The organism is Pseudomonas sp. AC463, assembly GCF_979253585.1.
The window spans coordinates 152,053-170,501 of sequence record NZ_CEEDDZ010000002.1 but is presented as its reverse complement, the minus strand read 5'-3'; the positions used below and the strand labels follow the sequence as shown (position 1 = coordinate 170,501).

19 protein-coding genes are annotated in these 18,449 nt (G+C 60.6%); 3 read left to right on the top strand and 16 right to left on the bottom strand.

Going from position 1 to position 18,449, the window contains the following annotated elements; all coding sequences use genetic code 11:
* The first annotated feature begins 43 nt into the window (after positions 1–43).
* Positions 44–766, top strand: a complete 723-nt coding sequence (locus AC0IYH_RS02965; RefSeq protein ID WP_471832922.1) for a 1-acylglycerol-3-phosphate O-acyltransferase — start codon at positions 44–46, stop codon at positions 764–766.
* A 140-nt stretch (positions 767–906) separates the two neighbouring features.
* Entirely contained in the window at positions 907–1,878 is a 972-nt protein-coding gene (locus tag AC0IYH_RS02960) for a magnesium and cobalt transport protein CorA (protein ID WP_116625976.1), read from the top strand.
* Here AC0IYH_RS02960 and AC0IYH_RS02955 read toward each other — a convergent pair.
* The 3 genes from AC0IYH_RS02955 to AC0IYH_RS02945 all read right to left on the bottom strand — a co-directional run bounded on the left by AC0IYH_RS02955 (position 1,875) and on the right by AC0IYH_RS02945 (position 6,092).
* Positions 1,875–2,600, bottom strand: coding sequence for an amidotransferase (locus AC0IYH_RS02955; RefSeq protein WP_116625975.1), 726 nt, complete (start codon positions 2,598–2,600; stop codon positions 1,875–1,877). The two genes, AC0IYH_RS02960 and AC0IYH_RS02955, sit on opposite strands and share 4 nt — an antisense overlap.
* 122 nt (positions 2,601–2,722) lie before the next feature.
* Positions 2,723–4,870 (bottom strand): 3-hydroxyacyl-CoA dehydrogenase NAD-binding domain-containing protein, encoded by a 2,148-nt coding sequence (locus tag AC0IYH_RS02950; RefSeq protein ID WP_471832921.1) that lies wholly within the window; start codon positions 4,868–4,870, stop codon positions 2,723–2,725.
* Between the two features lie 16 nt (positions 4,871–4,886).
* Entirely contained in the window at positions 4,887–6,092 is a 1,206-nt protein-coding gene (locus tag AC0IYH_RS02945; protein ID WP_116625973.1) for an acetyl-CoA C-acetyltransferase, read from the bottom strand.
* A gap of 648 nt (positions 6,093–6,740) precedes the next feature.
* On the opposite strand from AC0IYH_RS02945, the gene AC0IYH_RS02940 reads away from it, so the two are divergent.
* Complete coding sequence (locus tag AC0IYH_RS02940) at positions 6,741–7,547, top strand: c-type cytochrome (protein WP_471832920.1); 807 nt, start codon at positions 6,741–6,743, stop codon at positions 7,545–7,547.
* A 68-nt stretch (positions 7,548–7,615) separates the two neighbouring features.
* Here AC0IYH_RS02940 and AC0IYH_RS02935 read toward each other — a convergent pair whose 3' ends face one another.
* The 13 genes from AC0IYH_RS02935 to AC0IYH_RS02875 form a co-directional block, all read right to left on the bottom strand.
* Complete coding sequence (locus AC0IYH_RS02935; protein ID WP_116625971.1) at positions 7,616–8,419, bottom strand: transglutaminase-like domain-containing protein; 804 nt, start codon at positions 8,417–8,419, stop codon at positions 7,616–7,618.
* On the bottom strand, positions 8,416–9,366 hold the full coding sequence (locus AC0IYH_RS02930; protein ID WP_116625970.1) for an alpha-E domain-containing protein: 951 nt from the start codon (positions 9,364–9,366) through the stop codon (positions 8,416–8,418). The genes AC0IYH_RS02935 and AC0IYH_RS02930 overlap by 4 nt, the downstream gene beginning before the upstream one ends.
* Before the next feature lie 3 nt (positions 9,367–9,369).
* Entirely contained in the window at positions 9,370–10,779 is a 1,410-nt protein-coding gene (locus tag AC0IYH_RS02925; protein WP_116625969.1) for a circularly permuted type 2 ATP-grasp protein, read from the bottom strand.
* 423 nt (positions 10,780–11,202) lie between these two features.
* Entirely contained in the window at positions 11,203–11,544 is a 342-nt protein-coding gene (locus AC0IYH_RS02920) for a ribonuclease E inhibitor RraB (protein WP_015885395.1), read from the bottom strand.
* A gap of 213 nt (positions 11,545–11,757) precedes the next feature.
* Complete coding sequence (locus AC0IYH_RS02915; RefSeq protein WP_116625968.1) at positions 11,758–11,994, bottom strand: hypothetical protein; 237 nt, start codon at positions 11,992–11,994, stop codon at positions 11,758–11,760.
* 103 nt (positions 11,995–12,097) lie between these two features.
* A complete protein-coding gene (locus AC0IYH_RS02910) occupies positions 12,098–12,703 on the bottom strand; it encodes an START domain-containing protein (RefSeq protein ID WP_471832919.1) in 606 nt (201 codons plus the stop codon).
* A gap of 41 nt (positions 12,704–12,744) precedes the next feature.
* Positions 12,745–12,999, bottom strand: coding sequence for a YkgJ family cysteine cluster protein (locus tag AC0IYH_RS02905; RefSeq protein WP_094952785.1), 255 nt, complete (start codon positions 12,997–12,999; stop codon positions 12,745–12,747).
* A 162-nt stretch (positions 13,000–13,161) separates the two neighbouring features.
* Positions 13,162–13,641, bottom strand: coding sequence for a translation initiation factor 2 (locus tag AC0IYH_RS02900; protein WP_471832918.1), 480 nt, complete (start codon positions 13,639–13,641; stop codon positions 13,162–13,164).
* Between the two features lie 108 nt (positions 13,642–13,749).
* Positions 13,750–15,192 (bottom strand): aminotransferase-like domain-containing protein, encoded by a 1,443-nt coding sequence (locus AC0IYH_RS02895; RefSeq protein WP_101272532.1) that lies wholly within the window; start codon positions 15,190–15,192, stop codon positions 13,750–13,752.
* A 273-nt stretch (positions 15,193–15,465) separates the two neighbouring features.
* Positions 15,466–16,272 carry an OmpA family protein gene (locus tag AC0IYH_RS02890; protein ID WP_471832917.1) on the bottom strand — a complete coding sequence of 269 codons (807 nt, stop codon included), beginning with the start codon at positions 16,270–16,272 and terminating at the stop codon, positions 15,466–15,468.
* Positions 16,269–16,631, bottom strand: a complete 363-nt coding sequence (locus AC0IYH_RS02885; RefSeq protein WP_122772436.1) for a DUF4398 domain-containing protein — start codon at positions 16,629–16,631, stop codon at positions 16,269–16,271. Before AC0IYH_RS02885 ends, AC0IYH_RS02890 begins: the two co-directional genes overlap by 4 nt.
* Before the next feature lie 9 nt (positions 16,632–16,640).
* Positions 16,641–17,450, bottom strand: a complete 810-nt coding sequence (locus AC0IYH_RS02880; RefSeq protein WP_471832916.1) for a substrate-binding periplasmic protein — start codon at positions 17,448–17,450, stop codon at positions 16,641–16,643.
* A gap of 67 nt (positions 17,451–17,517) precedes the next feature.
* Positions 17,518–18,447 (bottom strand): FAD-binding protein, encoded by a 930-nt coding sequence (locus AC0IYH_RS02875; RefSeq protein ID WP_122772437.1) that lies wholly within the window; start codon positions 18,445–18,447, stop codon positions 17,518–17,520.
* Positions 18,448–18,449: the final 2 nt, after the last annotated feature.

Here is an 18,449-nt window from a genome sequence, read left to right as displayed (position 1 = left end):
CAACCGTACACTGCGCCACCTTTTGCCCCGATAGGCTGTTTCGATGCTTTTTCTGTTGCGTATGTTGTTGATGGGCCTGCACTTTATGGTTGCGGGTGTGTTGGGCGTGCTGATCGGTATCTGTCGGCCGTTCAACCCGGACAACAGCCGCCTGTGTGCGCGCCTCTATGCGCTGCCGGCCATGTGGATTCTGCGGCTGAAGGTGAAGACCGATGTGGATTCGCTGCGCAACAAGCCCGGTACGTGCGTGATCATCGCCAACCATCAGTCCAACTATGACCTGTTTGTGTTTGGCAACGTGGTGCCCAATCGCACGGTGTGTATCGCCAAGAAAAGCCTGAAATGGGTGCCGCTGTTCGGCCAGTTGTTCTGGCTGGCGGGCAATGTGTTGATCGACCGGGGCAATGCGCACAAGGCACGCCGCGCGATGCTCACCACCACCCACACGTTGCAGCATGAGGACACGTCGATCTGGGTGTTCCCCGAAGGCACACGCAACCTGGGCAAGGGGCTGCTGCCGTTCAAGAAAGGCGCGTTTCATATGGCGATTGCGGCGGGAGTGCCGATCGTGCCGGTGTGTGTGAGCAATTACGTTACTCATATGCAGCTCAATCGCTGGGATGCGGGTGATGTGCTCATACGTTCGCTGCCGCCGATTCCTACGGCTGGGCTGACTTCGGATGACATTCCGGGGTTGATGCAGAACTGTCAGGCGCAGATGGATGCGTGTATTGCGGGTATGGATCGGGAGTTGCGATCGGCTTAGGGGCCTTTGGGCGTGCTTCGAACGCCGGCGAGAGCAAGCTCGCTCGCCACATAAAGCTTGCTTCGACAACAGCTACTACGGAACGCCATTCGAGCTAAGCTGCCCAACATCTGTCCTCCTAACAAGAAGCGATCAGCACCATGGGTAGAGTTGTTGCGGCCGCCGTTTACAGCGACGGTAAGAAAGTTACTGATATCACCCTCGATGAAGGCGCGGCCTGGGCCGCCAAACCGGGCCACTTTGTGTGGATCGGCCTGGAAGAACCCAGCGCCCAGGAGCTGGCCAACCTGCAACGCCAGTTCAACCTGCATGAACTGGCTATCGAAGATGCCCTGGAAAAACACAGCCGACCAAAGCTGGAAACCTTCGGCGATGCGCTGTTTATCGTCACCTACTCGCCGGTGCGTGATAACGGCAAGCTGGAATTCATCGAAACGCATATTTTTGCCGGCAACGGCTACATCATTACCGCCCGCAACGGCCACTCGGCGTCCTATGGCCTGGTGCGCCAGCGCTGTGAGGCGCGGCCGTTGTTGTTGGAGCATGGGGAAGATTTCGTACTCTATGCGCTGCTGGATTTCGTCACCGAAAACTACCAGCCGGTGAGCGAAGCCATCCACGCCGAGATCGATGAGCTGGAGCATAACGTGCTGTGCAGTTCCTTGAGCGAGCGCGATATCCAGAAGATCCACGGCCTGCGCCGCGACGTGTTACGGCTCAAGCGTTATGTGGCGCCGATGGTGGAGATCAGCCAGGAATTGCAGAAGCTGAGCTTCCCGTTTATCGACAAGAACATGCGCCCGTACTTCCGTGACGTGCAGATTCACGTGACGCGGCAGATGGAAGACCTTACCACCCTGCGCGATATCGCCAGCCAGACCATCGAGATCGGTGTGTTGCTGGAGGCGTCGCGCCAGAGCGTGGTGCAACGCAAGTTCGCCGCGTGGGCGGCGATACTGGCATTCCCCACGGCGGTGGCGGGGATTTATGGGATGAATTTCCAGAACATGCCCGAGCTGCAATGGCACTACGGCTATTTTGCGGTACTCGGGTTTATTGCGTTCGGCTGCACCGGCTTGTGGGCCAGCTTCAAACGCTCGGGCTGGCTTTAAATCCGGGCCTCGGGCTTGTGGGCCACAAAACGCATCATCCATTCCGCCACGGTTGCGCCGTGGTGGTCGCGCTCCAGGCTTGCCACGCCGTGGGTGTAGACCTTTTCGCCCAGGGTTGTCTGAAGAATCTCCAGCAGCTCGCGGGAATAGTCGTGGATAAATTCCGGGTGGCCCTGGAAGCACAGCACCTGGTCGCCGATGTGGTACGCGGCGAACGGGCAAAAATCGCTGGAGGCGATGACCGTAGCGTTTTCCGGCAAGGTGGTGACCTGGTCCTGATGGCTGATCAATAGCGTCAGCTCAGGTACTTCGGGGCTCATCCAGGGCGCCTTGGCGTCGAGTTTGTAGTCATGGATGCCCATGCCCCAGCCTTTGCTCGCGCGCTCGGTCTTGCCGCCGAGCAGCAAGGCCAGCAACTGGTGGCCGAAGCAGATGCCGAGCAATTTGTCGCCGCGCTCATAGCGTTCGAGCAGGTAGGTCTTGAGGGTCTGGATCCAGGGGTCGGTACCGAAGGAATCGGCCTTGCTGCCGGTGACCAGGTAGGCATCAAACACCTCGTCGTCCGACGGGTATTCACCCTGCACCACGTTGTAAACGACGAACTCGGCGGCAATCGGCTGCTTGGAAAACAGGCGCTTGAACATCTGCCCGTACCCTTGGTATTGATCGATCAAGCCTGGACGCAGGATATCGGTTTCCAGGATACAGACGCGTAGCGACATAAAAAATACCTGACACGGTGATGGGAATAATGCACACCCCAGAGCCTGCCTTGAAATACCCCTCCAAGGCAAGCCCCGGTTGCTGTGTGTGGGAGGGAGCAAAGCTACCTCGCACATTTTGATCACCGAAAGGCTTCACCTTGCGCCGCTTTTTCCAACAACAGCGCGGGCGGTGAGAAGCGCTCGCCGTATTGCTCGGCCAGGTAGCGGGCGCGGGCGATGAAGTCGTTGAGCCCGTACTGGTTGATAAACTGCAACGCGCCACCACTCCAGGCAGCAAAGCCAATGCCGAAGATCGACCCTACGTTGGCGTCGGCCGTGGACATCAACACGCCCTCCTCCACGCAACGTACGGTTTCGATGGCCTGGATAAACAGCAAACGATCACGCACATCCTGTGGCGAGATCTGTTTGCCTGGCTGTTCAAACCGGGTTTTCAGCTCGGGCCACAGGTGCTTTTGCCCGCCAGCGGGGTAATCGTAGAAACCGCCTCCCGCCGCCTTGCCCGTGCGTTTGTATTCATTCACCAACAGCTCAATCACCTGTGTCGCCGGGTGAGCCGGCATCGCTTTACCTTCGGCCTGCAGATCCTTGGCGGTTTGTTGTCGGATATGGCTCATCAGGCTGAGGGACACTTCATCCGACACCGCCAACGGCCCCACCGGCATGCCCGCCTTGCGCGCTTCGGTCTCGATCATCGGCGCGGCTATGCCTTCGCCGAGCATGGCGATGCCTTCGTTGGTGAAGGTGCCAAACACCCTTGAAGTGAAGAAGCCGCGACTGTCGTTGACCACGATTGGGGTTTTCTTGATTTGCAGTACGAAATCGAAACCTCGGGCCAGGGTTTCGTCCGAGGTGTGGGCGCCCTTGATGATTTCCACCAGGGGCATCTTGTCCACCGGGCTGAAAAAATGCAGGCCGATAAACTTGCCAGGGTCCGGTACGGCCGTGGCCAGGCCGCTGATGGGCAACGTGGAGGTGTTGGAGGCGATCACCGCGTCGGCGCCGACCACGCGTTGCGCGGCCGCCGACACCTTGGCCTTGAGTTCACGGTCTTCGAACACCGCTTCGATGACCAGGTCGCAGCCGGCCAAATCGGCATCGGAAGCCGTAGGATGAATCCGCGAGAGGGTGTTTTCACGCTGCTCGGCGGTCAATTGCCCACGGCTGACCTTCTTGTCCAGCAACGCAGCCGAGTGCGCCTTGCCCTTCTCGGCGGCCTCCAGGGTGATGTCCTTGAGCACCACTTCGATGCCGGCGCAGGCGCTGACATAGGCGATGCCCGCCCCCATCATCCCGGCGCCGAGCACTCCAACCTTACGCGTGACATAAGGCGCAAAACCCTGTGGCCGCGAACTGCCGGCGTTGATTTCATTGAGCTGAAACCAGAAGGTGCCGATCATGTTTTTCGCCACCTGCCCGGTGACCAGCTCGGTGAAGTAGCGGGTTTCGATCAGGTGCGCGGTGTCGAAATCCACTTGGGCGCCTTCCACGGCGGCGCAGAGGATTTTCTCCGGGGCCGGGAAGCAGCCATGGGTTTTGCTGCGCAAGATCGAAGGAGCAATCGCCAGCATCTGTGCGACTTTTGGGCTCGACGGCGTGCCGCCGGGGATCTGGTACGCCTTGTTGTCCCAAGGCTGTTTAGCCTCTGGGTTGGCGAGAACCCAGGCGCGGGCCTTGGCCAACAGCTCAGCGCGATCCGCCGCCAGCGCGTTGATCAAGCCGGCCTGCAGCGCTTGTTGCGGCCGCACTTTTTTGCCCTCCAGCAAATACGGCAAGGCCTTTTCCAGGCCCAGCAGGCGCACCATGCGTACCACCCCGCCGCCGCCCGGCAGCAGGCCCAGGGTTACTTCCGGCAGGCCCAACTGCACCGACTTGTCGTCCAGCGCGACGCGGTAATGGCACGCCAGGCAAATTTCCCAGCCACCGCCGAGGGCTGCGCCGTTGATTGCAGCAGCCACCGGTTTGCCCAGGGTTTCCAGGCGACGCAGTTGCGCCTTCAGCACACACACGCTGTCGTAGAAGTCCTTGGCGTGATCCTTGTCGACCTTGATCAACTCATTGAGATCGCCGCCGGCAAAAAAAGTCTTCTTCGCCGAGGTGATTACCACCCCGGCAATGTCGTCCTTTTCCGCTTCAAGGCGTGCGACGGTGGCCGCCATGGCTTCGCGGTACACGCCGTTCATGGTATTGGCGCTCTGGCCGGGCATGTCGAGGGTCAGCACCACAATCTGGTCCTGGCCTTTTTCGTAACGAATGGCTGCGGTCATGACGGATTCCTTCGGCTCAGAGGCGTTCGATAATGGTGGCGATACCCATGCCACCGCCGACACACAGGGTGGCCAGGCCGTAACGCTGTTGGCGCACCTCCAGCTCGTCGAGCAGGGTGCCGAGGATCGCGCAGCCGGTGGCGCCCAGCGGGTGGCCCATGGCGATGGAGCCGCCGTTGACGTTGACCCGCGCGGCGTCGATGCCCATGTCCTTGATGAACTTGAGCACCACCGAAGCAAAGGCTTCGTTGACCTCGAACAGGTCGATGTCTTCCACGCGCAATCCCGCCTTGGCCAGGGCTTTACGCGTGGCCGGTGCCGGGCCGGTGAGCATGATGGTCGGGTCGGTGCTGGTGACCGCCGTGGCCACGATGCGCGCACGTGGTTGCAAGCCCAGTTCACGGCCCTTGGCCTCGGAGCCGACCAACATCAAAGCTGCGCCATCGACAATCCCGGAGCTGTTGCCAGGTGTGTGTACGTGGTTGATGCGCTCCACGTGGCTGTAGACCCGCAGCGCCGTGGCGTCGAAGCCCATCTGGCCCATCATTTCGAAGCTGGGCTTGAGCTTGCCGAGGCCTTCGAGGGTTGAGTCGCCGCGGATAAATTCGTCATGGTCGAGCAGCACGATGCCGTTCTGGTCCTGCACCGCAATCAGCGACTTGTTGAAGGAACCGTCTGCGCGGGCCCTGGCCGCTTTCTGCTGGGAGTGTAGGGCGAAGGTGTCGACATCGTCGCGGGTGAAGCCTTCGAGGGTGGCAATCAGGTCGGCACCGATCCCCTGAGGGGTGAAGTGGCTGTGCATATTGGTCTGCGGGTCGAGTACCCAGGCGCCGCCATCGCTGCCCATGGGCACGCGGGACATGGACTCCACGCCGCCGACCACCACCAGGTCTTCAAAGCCGGAGCGCACTTTCATCGCACCCAGGTTGACGGCCTCCAGGCCCGAGGCGCAGAAGCGGTTGACCTGCACGCCGGCGACGCTGATGGACCAGTCTGCCACCAACGCGGCGGTCTTGGCGATGTCGGCGCCCTGGTCGCCCACGGGGGTGACGCAGCCGAGCACGATGTCATCCACCTGCTGGGTGTCGAGATCACTGCGTCGGGCCAGCGCAGTGAGCAACCCGGCGACCAGGTTTACCGGTTTGACGCTGTGCAAGGCGCCCTCAGCCTTGCCTTTGCCCCGGGGCGTGCGTATCGCATCAAAGATCAACGCTTGGGTCATGACATCCTCGAATCACTGTGCGTGTGTGCTCTTACCTTAGGCCCGATTGACACGGTTTCAATGACGGATACGCTCATTGCTTTTGACCACCACGCTCGGACGAACGGTAGCCACCTAAGCTAATCGCCGGGTTAATCGTTTTAGCTGTCTAGCCAAGGCATTGGCGCCAAGATGGCGATAGGCCTCATTCCGTTTTTAGCTCAAATGCTGATTAGTTGATATGAAATGGATCTAAGCCGCGCAGAACGAGGGCTCTAAGGTTCAATCAGTAAGACATTGCTGCCGGGTTTTGCTGGAGCAACTGTAAGAAAAGCGACACGTCATCTCGTCATACTGAAAGACAACGGCACGTATTTGACGCTCAGGAATAACAACAAAAGGCAGTCAGCCATGTTCAAACATTCGAAAGTACGTCAGGCGGGACTTATTCTCTTCGCCACTACACTGATTCTGATCTTGCCCAACTTGACCAAGGTTATTGGGTAACCCCTCACACCCCAGATTCCGTGGACACACAGCACCAGGACTGCAGCTTTTGGCAGCACCTGCCGGGACATTGCGAATAGCGGTCCTGTTGCAGGGGCTGTCTTTTTGCGTGCGGGTTTCCGGTATCGTGAGCCCCATCGCCACTTAGCATGGGCCTCCCACTTGAAATCAATCCTCGCCTTTCTCGTTTTGCTCATCAGCCTGCCAGCCATGGCAGCGCAGTTGGCCCTCGAACTCGACCACGTCAGCAAGACCTGGCAGACCGCCGAACTGCTCCGGCATCCGGACGCGCAGACGGTACAGATCGCCGATGACGTCTCCTACAAGCGCAACATGACCTATCGCGCAGTGCCGTTGGCGGTGCTCCTACCGGGCCTTAAGCCTGAGAGCCACCTGCAGGCGGTTGCCCTGGATGGCTTCGCCGCTGAACTCGCGGCCGCGCCGCTACTGGAAACACGCGGCGCGCGTGCCTGGCTGGCGGTGGAAGACCCGGCCCACCCGTGGCCCGCGCTGGCCGACGGCAAACCGAGTGCCGGGCCGTTTTACCTGGTGTGGACCGACCCGCAAGCCGGGCATATAAGCCCGGAGCAATGGCCCTTCCAGGTCTCGGCGATCAAGCAGTTGAAGACTGTGGCCGAACGTTTTCCGGCGCTGTTGCCTGACCCGAAATTGGCGGTGAATGACCCGGTCAACCAGGGCTTTGCGTTGTTCCAGAAAAACTGCCTGGCGTGCCACCGCCTCAACGGCGCAGGTGATGCGCAGGTGGGGCCTGACCTGAATATTCCCTACAACCCCACTGAGTATTTCGACGGCGATTTTCTCAAGCGCTATATTCGTGACCCGCAGAGTTTGAGGCATTGGCCGCAAGCGAAAATGCCGGCGTTTGCCGCCAGTGTGTTGCCGGATGGGGAATTGGATTTGTTAGTGGGGTATTTGAAACATATGGCGGGGCGTAAACAACAGCCCTGAGGCTTGAACAGGTCAAATGTGGGAGGGGGCTTGCCCCCTCCCACATCTAATCAGTTCCTTTCTGGAAATTATTGCTGTTGGACGGAAATTACCGGCGTCGGCGCCACAAATACCTTGGCATGCATCTGCTCATGCCCGCCGCCACGGCGCATGCCGCGTACGGGGCAGGCGTCGAGGTAGTCCAGGCCCACGGCCAGTTTCAAATGCCGCTCCGGGCGGGCCAGTTGGTTGGTCACGTCAAAGCTGTACCAGGCGTCATCCAGCCAGGCTTCGGCCCAGGCGTGGCTGGCCAGGTGCGTGCTGTCTTCGGTGTACAAATACCCCGACACATACCGCGCCGGAATCCCCAGGCTGCGCGCGCAGGCCAGGAACGCATGGGTGTGGTCCTGGCACACGCCCGCTTGGCCGGCGAAGGATTCGGCGGCGCAGGTGTCGACTTCAGTGGCGCCCGGCGTGTAGGCCATTGTCTGGTTGAGGGCGTGCATCAAGTCGATCAACGCCGTGCGATCACGTCGCTGGTGGCAGTGCTGTTGCGCAAAGCCGCGCAGGGCCTCGTCGGGTTCGGTCAGGCGCGTGCAGCGCAAAAACGGGAAGGCCGACTGGCTTTCATGCTCGGCCTCGCGCAACTCGTCGATATCCACCTGGCCACGGGCGCCGATGATGATGGCGTCGTGGGGTTCATCCAGGGTCAGCACATGCAGGATATTGCCGAAGGGGTCGACCTGGGCGCGCACCGGGCGAGGCAGGTCCAATTGCCAGCTGATTACATGCTGACGCTCGCTGTCGTGAGGCGTAAGGCGCAGGTACTGGATGCTCGCGCGAACCTGGTCTTCGTAGTGGTAGGTGGTTTCGTGGCTGATGGAGAGTCTCATGCGGCCTCCAGGTAGGAACTGTAGATGGCGTCGCCCAGTTGGCGCACCAGGGGGATAAAGTCGGTCAGCCAGGCGTGCAGGCCTTCCTCAAGGATTTCATCGATGGCGGTAAAGCGCAGGCGCGCGTCCATCTCGGCGGCCAGGCGCTGCGCCGGTCGACCGTTGAGGCCAGGCAGGCTGGCGAGGATCTGGTCGATTTCTTCACTGCAGGCACGCAGCGAGCGCGGCACGTCGGCGCGCAACAGCAACAGTTCGGCGACTTGGCGGGCGCCGGGCGCGTCGCGGTAAATCTCGGTGTAGGCTTCGAACGACGACAACGCGCGCAGCAACGCACTCCACTGATAGTAGGCGTGGGCCGTGCCATCGGTGACGGCGCTGGCCTGGTCGCCGGCCATTTCATAGCGCGCGTCCAGCAGGCGCAGGGTGTTGTCGGCACGTTCGATAAAGGTGCCGAGGCGAATGAAGCGAAACGCGTCGTTACGCATGATGGTGCCGTAGGTGGCGCCCCGGAACAGGTGGGAACGTTCCTTGACCCATTCACAAAAACGGCTCATGCCGTAGCGGCTCAAGCCCTGCTGGGCGATGTCGCGAATATCCAGCCAGGTGGCGTTGATGTTTTCCCACATGTCGGCGGTAATTCGCCCACGCACGGCATGGGCGCTGGCCCGCGCAGCACCGAGGCAACTGTAGATGCTCGCCGGGTTGGCCGCGTCCAGCGCGAAGAAGTGCAGCAAGCGTTCGGCATCCAGCTCGCCATGGCGCTCGTGATAATCCTCCAGCGTACCGGTGATCAGCAGCGGCATGGCCAGTTCGTGCAGGCCGTCACCGCGCCCATCCTGGGGCATCAGCGACAGCGAATAACTGACATCAAGCATGCGCGCGAGGTTTTCCGCGCGCTCCAGGTAGCGCGACATCCAGTACAGATCCGAGGCAGTTCTACTCAACATATTTCAATCCTCGACCACCCAGGTGTCTTTGGTGCCGCCGCCCTGGGACGAGTTGACCACCAGCGAACCTTCGCGCAACGCCACGCGGGTCAAACCGCCAGGCACCACACGCGTCTCCTTGCCCGACAGCACGAACGGGCGCAAGTCGATATGGCGCGGCGCGATGCCGTTTTCGACAAAGGTCGGGCAGGTGGACAAACACAGGGTCGGTTGCGCGATATAGGCGTGGGGCTTGGCTTTGATGCGCGCGCGGAAGGCTTCGATTTCCGCCGCGGTGGACGCCGGGCCCACGAGCATGCCGTAGCCGCCGGAGCCTTGGGTTTCCTTGACCACCAGGTCTGGCAGGTTGGCCAGCACGTGGGAAAGTTCGTCAGGCTTACGGCATTGAAAGGTAGGAACGTTCTGCAGGATCGGCTCTTCGTCCAGGTAAAAACGGATCATCTCGGTGACGAAGGGGTACACCGACTTGTCATCCGCCACCCCGGTGCCGATGGCATTGGCCAGCACCACGTTGCCCGAGCGATAGGCCGCGAGCAGGCCGGGCACGCCGAGCATGGAGTCGGGGTTGAAGGCCAGCGGGTCGAGGAACGCGTCGTCGAGGCGACGGTAGATCACATCCACGGCCTTGGGGCCGTCGGTGGTGCGCATGAACACGCGGTCATCGCGCACGAACAGGTCGGCGCCCTCTACCAGTTCGACGCCCATTTCCCGCGCGAGAAATGCATGTTCAAAAAACGCGCTGTTGAAGCGCCCCGGGGTCAGCACCACCACGCTGGGATTATCCAGGGGGCTGGAGCTTTTCAGGGTGTCGAGCAACAGGTTGGGGTAATGGTCGATGGGGGCAATGCGCTGGGCAGCGAACAGCTCGGGGAACAGCCGCATCATCATCTTGCGGTCTTCGAGCATGTAGCTCACGCCGCTCGGTGTGCGCAGGTTGTCTTCCAGCACGTAGTACGTGCCGTCGCCATCGCGTACGAGGTCGACGCCGGAGATGTGGGAATACAGATCGCGGTGCAGGTTGAGCCCTTGCATCGCCAGCTGATATTGCTCGTTGGCCAGCACCTGTTCGGCAGGAATGATCCCGGCCTTGATGATGCGCTGGTCGTGGTACAGGTCGGCGAGGAACATATTCAGGGCCTTGACCCGTTGAATACAACCGCGCTCGACCATGCGCCATTCGCTGGCGGGAATGCTGCGGGGGATGGTGTCGAAGGGAATCAGGCGCTCGGTGCCCTGTTCGTCGCCGTACAGGGTGAAGGTGATACCGGCGCGGTGAAACAGCAAATCGGCTTCGCGCCGGCGCTGGGCCAGCAGTTCCGCCGGAGTTTCAGCCAACCAACGGGCGAATTCGCGGTAATGGGGGCGAACCTGCCCTGCCCCGTCGTACATTTCGTCGTAATAAGTGCGGATCATGCCGAACTCCTTGTCACCCGGACGCAAGAATCATCGCAAGGCCCGTGCCAGCGGCATAAACACTTAAAAATCAGTGCGTTGAATTACCACAGGGTTCCAGCCGCACCGTCCTGGTGCGCAGAATGCCCGGTGCACCGCGGCGCGCTTCATCGCAATGCAGGCTTTGGCTATCAACAGCATAGTCAGAGTTGATTTCACTGCCCGGCCGCGCCTGCGGATAATCGCCACCATCTGCTGAACAGGATGCGTCCTACAGCTTCAGCGAACCGCTCTTCCCTTCAGGCCACCCTTCTTGGGTGGCTTTTTTTTGGTGCTGAAAAATCGACTACAAGTTCCGTGTAGTTTTCACACAGCACAAACAAAATCGGCCGACCCTAAGGTCAGCCGATACGCTGCGTTTCTCATATCACTGCATGCAATGAGTTACATGGGTAACCCACGCACCTCCTGCTTGACGCCCCATCCTTCGATGATGCCACCCAGGGGCTCGACCACTGCTTCAAAGTCTTGCTCGAAGTCTCCTATGCCGTCGTAGGTTGCGAACATGATCTTGCTCAGTTCCAGGTACCAGGCGCCATCGTCGCGCGCGCTGACCTGGGCATTCAGCGATTCCCCACGAAACTCACCCGCAGCCCTGCGCGCCCGTTCCTCATCCGGGAATATGGCGTAGAACTCGATGGGGTGAAAACGCGAGAAGTCGAAGCCGCCTTCTTTCATGCGGCGCAGAACGTTGGTGCTGATGTCTTCTTGATAGGCTGTGCTCATGAAACGTCCTCCTCAAACCGATGGATAGACTTTCCGTGCTTCCCGAAGCCCGCGCCGTACTGGCGCGGGAACTACGGCAGATACAACACCGCTGGAAAACAAGCATGTAGCTGACAAGACCAGACCTTAGCGATTCATTCGCTGATCTCATTTGCAGAGTAGCGCGAAGCTATCACCTCCACCAGAGGTACGTGATTGGCATACAGGGATTGTTCAGGCGGCAGGAGAGATGTCGAGGATCTGGATACTGTTCTGGTCTTTGAGAATCTTGACCGTAGGCTCGGGTTTACGGCCCTCGAGGTCATTGAGGTCCAGCTCAGCGGCGACGGGCACCAGCTTGTTGCGGATCATGTGCGCCGCATCTTCGAGGCTGGGCTTTTGCTCGCAGGTGAACTGCTCCACGACCTGCACGCCGTGATCATCAACGAAGGTAATTTGCCACGTTTGCATCGGTGCCTCCTCGATAAAGCCCGCGTGTGGGCTCACAAGTATCTGGACCTTGAGGGGTAACCAAACGTTCCACTCAAGACCGGAGGCACCTGATCAGTTGCGTTTACTTTTCAGCGTGTTCCTTGAGGGCTTTCAAGGTGTTGAACGGCGCGTCCACCACAAACTTGTTGGCCAGCCACGAAGGCACGCTGCCGCCTGGCTCGGTGTGCACCTGGTAGGTGACTTCGGTCTGGTTGTCGCCTTTTGGCACCAGCTTCCAGAAGCCGTCGACTTGGGCCACGCGTACGTAGCCTTTTTCTTCGGGCTTGTAGGTCGGCACACCTTCCAGCTTGCGGGTCAGCGTGCCGTCGGGCGCCTTGGTGGTGGTGATATGCAGGTAGGAATCACGGTCGGTCACCGGGAACGGGGCCTTGAATTGGGTGTAGGTCCAACTCTCATCGCCCTTCTTGTCCACCAGTTTCTGGGATTTGCATTCGTGGATCCAGGCACAGGCGCCAGCCACGTCTTCCTGGAGGGCCACGATCTTGGCGACTGGCGCCTTGATCACCGTTACACCGCGATACGCCTTGTATTTGGAACCGGCGATTTCGCTCAGGGACACTTTGATACCGTCTTCATCCTTGGCGACTTGCCAATCTTCAGCCTGCGCCGTGGCGGCAAACAACAGCGTAAAACCGCACAACACAGCCATTCGTTTCAGCGAACCCATTGTTGTATTCCTTATTGTTGAAGTTCCGATAGTAAAGCCCATCAAGCCGCCGTCATCTGCTCCCACCAGCCGATCAACCGGATCGCATCGGCCTGGTCGGTGCCGCAGACGTCGAGGTCGGCCTTGAAATCACTGCACACCGCCGGGCGTTCCGGTTGCCCGAACAGCTGGCATAGCTGTTCGACCGACAGGTGCAGGCAGCGTTCGCCGGCCGGTTTGCCGTGTGGCATTCCCGGTAATGGCGAACTGATGGAGGGGGCGATGCAGCAAGCGCCACAGCCTTCACGGCATTTCATGACCAGCAGGTCCTCGACGACTCAATGTGGATGGCCGGGCTAGAGTACGCCCTTAAACAGCCGTTTTAAAATGGTCTAACAGGGGTTTTTCGCAGAAAACAAAAGTGACTGACCAGTCTGCGACAGATGGTCGAAGGGCGGCGTCACGTTTGTGGGAAAAGTTTACTGCTTGAACTCGAATTCCAACGCGGCGCCTTCCACTTCACGGCGCTCTTCGTTGCGCAGTTGCAGCTTCATCTCATTGCTGAGCAAGCGGCCGTTGATCTGGAAAGCGCTGTTGTCGGTGGGCTTTTCGCCAAACATCGGCGGCAGCAGCGGCACGCTCTTGGGTCTGGGCACGGTGCCCAGCGGTTGCAGGTGCCGGACCATGTCCGAAGGCAGGGACAGATCCAACTGTGCCGGTTCCAATTGCGTCTGTGCCACTTCACGGGAAGACTTTGTCGATGCGCGTTTTTTCGCCGTGGCCGCTTTTTTCTTTGCTACAGCCGCTTTCTGGGCGGGAGCCGGTTTTTTTGCGGGAGTCTTCTGCTGGGTGCTGGCAGCGGGTTTGTTGTCAGTCACGGGGGCTGCCGCCAGCACTGTGCCGACGTTGCACAGGCTTAACAGGCCAATCACCAAAGCAGCACGAACAATTGAGGTCATATCGCCAACAGCATTAACGGCAGAGGGCCATATGCTCGCTTGTTGTGCGCGGCATGACAAGCGCGGTGATTAGCCAGCTATCGGCGCTGTCCCCATTCTGTGCCTCATCTACAGCAGGCCGGCTGCGGTTTCCTGGCATAACTGGCTGGCCAGCATGCCCAGCGTCATCAGCGCACGCTCGGCTTCGCGGTTCCACGGCGTGCCGCAGTTGAGGCGGATGCAGTGGTTGAACTGCTCGGTATTGCTGAAGATCAGCCCCGGCGCAATGCTGATGCCCTGTTGCAGGGCACGCACGTGCAGTTCCTGGGTATTGACCCGCCCGGGCAAACTGACCCACAGGATGAAACCGCCGGTCGGGCGAGTCATCTGGGTGCCTTCCGGGAAGTACTGCTGCACCGCCAGCTGGAACGCGCTGAGGTTCTTGCGGTACTCCTGGCGGATGTAGCGTAAATGCCGGTCGTAGCCACCGTTTTCCAGATACGCCGCCACGCCCATCTGGGTGACGCTGCACGCCGAATGCGTGCTGAACATCTGCAGGCGCTGGATCTCCTGCTGATATTTGCCGGCAATCATCCAGCCGATGCGTACGCCGGGGGACAGGGTTTTGGAAAAGCTCGAGCAATAGATGACCCGGTCCAGGCGGTCGTAGGCTTTCAGGGCCTTGGTGCGGCCAACCTCGAACATCAGTTCGCCGTAGATATCGTCCTCGACGATCTGGATATCGAAATCCGAGGCCAGGCGCAGCAACTGTTTCTGCCGCTCCTCGGGCATGGTCCCGCCCAGGGGGTTGCTCAGGCGCGTGGTCAGCACCAGCGCCTTGATCGACCATTGGTTGGCCGCCAGTTGCAGGGCCTCCAGGCTCATGCCGGTGGCCGGGTCGCTGGGGATCTCGATGACTTTGAGGCCGAGCAGGTCGGCCAGCTGCAGCAAGCCGTAATAGGTCGGCGATTCAGCGGCGATCAGGTCGCCTGGGCGTGTCAGCACCCGTAGCGACATCTGCAACGCATCCACGCAACCGTGGGTGATCACCACTTCGGAAGGGTCCACCACCACGCCGGCGTCACGCATGCGAATCGCCACCTGGCGGCGCAGCGGCTCAAAACCGGGGCTGAACATGTAACTGAATGCGCGCGGGCTCTGGAAGCGTGTGACCTTGGCCAACTGCTGGTGCAGTGCGCGCACCGGCAAGTAGTCGACGCTCGGTACGGCTGCGCCCAACGGGAACACACCTTCACGGCGCGACTCGCCCAATACCTGTTGAATGATGCTGCTGCGGGTGACCAACCCTGGGCGCTCGACCCGGGCGATGTCCGGCGTGGGTGCCGTCAGTGCCGGGGTCTGGTGCACGTAGTAGCCGGACTGCGGCCGTGCGCGGATCAGCCCCTGGTCTTCCAGGTTGGCGTAGGCCTGCAACACCGTGGCATGGCTGACATTGAGCTGGGAGCTCATCTTGCGCACCGAAGGCACGCGCTCACCCGGTTGATAGACACCGCGCCGGATATCCTCAGCCAGTTGCTGGGCGATACGTTGGTAAAGCAACAGATTGGTCATGACGCAGCACTCGATTTCACGGGTATTTTATTTTTGTGTGAAACATACCGGCACAGTTTAGAAGTGTACGGGGACAGTTGCCACAATAGTCGAGCGCGCGCGGGAGTGACAGTAAAAACTGTACGGGTGGCGGATAGAATTTCCAGCTGTACACAGAAACAAATGTGGGAGGGGGCTTGCCCCCGATAGCGGTGGTTCAGTCACCTTCGTTGGTGACTGACACGCCGTCATCGGGGGCAAGCCCCCTCCCACATTTCGAGCTGCGCCAAATGCTTAGCGGGCGGCGCCCAGTTGGCCTTTTGCATCGGAGAATACGATTTCTACTCGACGGTTCTGCGCCCTGCCCCGCTCGGATGCATTGGCCTCCACCGGGTACTGGTCGCCATAACCTTCGACCTGGATGCGTTTTTCGTCGATACCCAGGTCCACCAGCACATCAGCCACAGACTGCGCACGGTCGCGGGACAGCTTGAGGTTTTCCTGCTCGCCGCCGGTATTGTCGGCGTAGCCCTCGATGCGCACCACGCGCTTGGGGTTCAGTTGCAGGAACTGCACGATTTTCAGCACGGTGCGGTTGGCCGAGTTTTTCAGCTCGGCGTCACCGGTGTCGAACAGCACATCGCCCAGGGTCATCACCAGCCCGCGATCGGTCTGGGTGGTGGCCAGGCTGGCGATCTGTTCTTCAAGCCATTTGCCCTGCTGTTGCACGCTGATCAATTTGCTTTCCCGCAGGGCCAGTTGCAGGCGTTGGCGCTCCAGTTCGAGCTTGGCGCCGCGCTCTTCGTTGAGCGCCTGCTCGGTGTGTTCGCGGGCGATGGCACTGTAGCGCTGGCTCAGGTAGGCGTAATGCACCACATCCGCCCCGCTGCCCCAATAGCTGGACAAACGATCGGCGCGGGCCAGGGATTCACCGGCGCGAATCACGTCCTTGGGCGCGATGCGCAGCACGTTGGCGTCTTCCTTGACCTTCTGGAAGTCGCTGCCGGCCTGCTGCAAGGCCTGCTCGCCACTCGGATGGCTGGCGCAACCGCCCAGCACCGCGGTGCCCAACAGCACCGCACAACTCAAACGCCGGATCATTGGGCTTCTCCCAACTGCAATTGCTTGCGCAGGCGGGTGATGCGGGTGTTGAGCACGTTGAGTTGCTCCTGGCTCTTGTGGGTCAGCACGCGAGCTTCGGCCAGCCGCGCGTCGAGCTCGGCCTGCTCGGCCTGCATGCGCGCGTCTTTGTAGGATTGGTCGGCCATGTCGGCCCTGGCCTGGGCGAATTTTTCTTCGGCCAGCTTCAATTCAGGCGATTCATCCGCGCTGGCACCCACGGCACTGGCTTGATCCAGGGCTTGCTGGGTGAGGCGTATTTGTTCATTCGGCGCAGGATCGGCTGCACATCCCGCCAGAGCGACAACGGCGAGGGCCGCGAAAAGAGGTCGAAGAGTCACTGAAAATCCCTACTTTGTTGGGGTGCCGACGGGTTGTTGCAATTGCGCTTTCCAACGCTCGAGGTTGCGCTGCAGCGCGGCTTCCGTCACACCGGACGCGGGCAATTCTGTCATCTTTTTGGCGAGCTGTCCGCGCAACCACGGATCATTGCAGGCCGAGTTGTGGGAGATCGCCAGGTACAGGCCGGGCTGGTCGATGGGGGTGTCGCGGGCCACCAGGTCGTTGCTCATGCCCAAGGTCTGGGCCATGGCCATGCCCGAATAACGCCCGGCCAACACGTAGTCCACTTCCCCGAGCAGCAGTTTCTGGAACGCCGGGGTCAACGTCGGCAGGCGTTGCAAGGTAAGTTGCTGGCCGGCGAAGGTTTCGAATTCACGGCTCAAGCGTGCGCGCTCGGACACCGCGCCTTTGTGCCCGTGCAGGTCGGCTGCCGTGGTGTAGGCCAGGACCGAGTCCTTGCGTGTCCACACCAGATAGTCGGTTTGCATCAGCGCCGGGTGGATGTAGTCGAGGGTTTCCAGTTCGCCGAGGTTCAGTGGTGCATCGGCGAGGATATCCATGCGCCCGCTGCGCACTTCGTCCAGGGCCAGGGAGCGCTTGCCGCCGTAGAGCAGGTCGACTTTGAGGCCCAGGTCCTTGGCCACGTGTTGCAACACATCGGCGGTGGCGCCGATCAGGTGCGTGGGGTCCTGGGGGTCACGCCAGAGCAGGGGCGGCGCGTCCGGGCTGCCGGTGATCACCAGGCGGTCGCACTTGCCGGTGGCGAAGGCCAGGCTTGGCAGCAGCAACAGGGCCAGTAATACAGGACGCAAATCCATGGCGGTTTCTCCAGAAATAAAAAAGCCCGGTCACAAGACCGGGCTCTTTATAAGTGAAGCGACTGGATTAGACCAGCTTCTCCAACTCGGGTACGGCTTCGAACAAGTCCGCGACCAGGCCGTAATCGGCCACCTGGAAGATCGGTGCTTCTTCGTCCTTGTTGATCGCTACGATCACTTTGGAGTCTTTCATACCGGCCAAGTGCTGGATCGCGCCGGATATACCGACGGCGATGTACAGCTGTGGCGCAACGATTTTGCCGGTCTGGCCGACCTGCATGTCGTTGGGTACGAAACCTGCGTCGACGGCCGCGCGGGAAGCGCCAACCGCAGCGCCCAGCTTGTCGGCCAGGGCGTACAGGTGTTTGAAGTTGTCACCGTTCTGCATGCCGCGGCCGCCGGAAACGACGATCTTGGCAGCGGTCAGCTCAGGGCGATCCGACTTGGCCAGCTCTTCGCCAACAAAGCTGGAAGTGCCAGCGTCGTGGGCAGCAGCGACGGCTTCAACGGCAGCCGAACCACCTTCAGCGGCAACCGGGTCGAAACCGGTGGCACGCACGGTGATCACTTTGATGGCGGCGGTCGATTGCACGGTGGCAATGGCGTTACCGGCGTAGATCGGGCGCTTGAAGGTGTCGGCGCTTTCGACCGAAACGATCTCGGAGATCTGGTCAACGTCCAGCTGCGCGGCAACGCGTGGCAGGATGTTTTTGCCGTTGGAGGTGGCGGCAGCCAGGATGTGGCTGTAGCCAGCGCCCAGCTCTGCGATCAACGGAGCAACGTTTTCCGGCAACTGGTGAGCGTAGGCGGCGTTGTCGGCCAGCAGTACTTTGCTCACGCCAGCCACTTTGGCAGCGGCTTCAGCCACGGCGCCAGCGCCAAGGCCGGCGACCAGTACGTGAATATCGCCACCGATTTTAGCGGCAGCGGCCACAGTGTTCAGCGTGGCCGGGGCCAGCACTTTGTTGTCGTGTTCTGCGATTACCAAGATAGTCATGG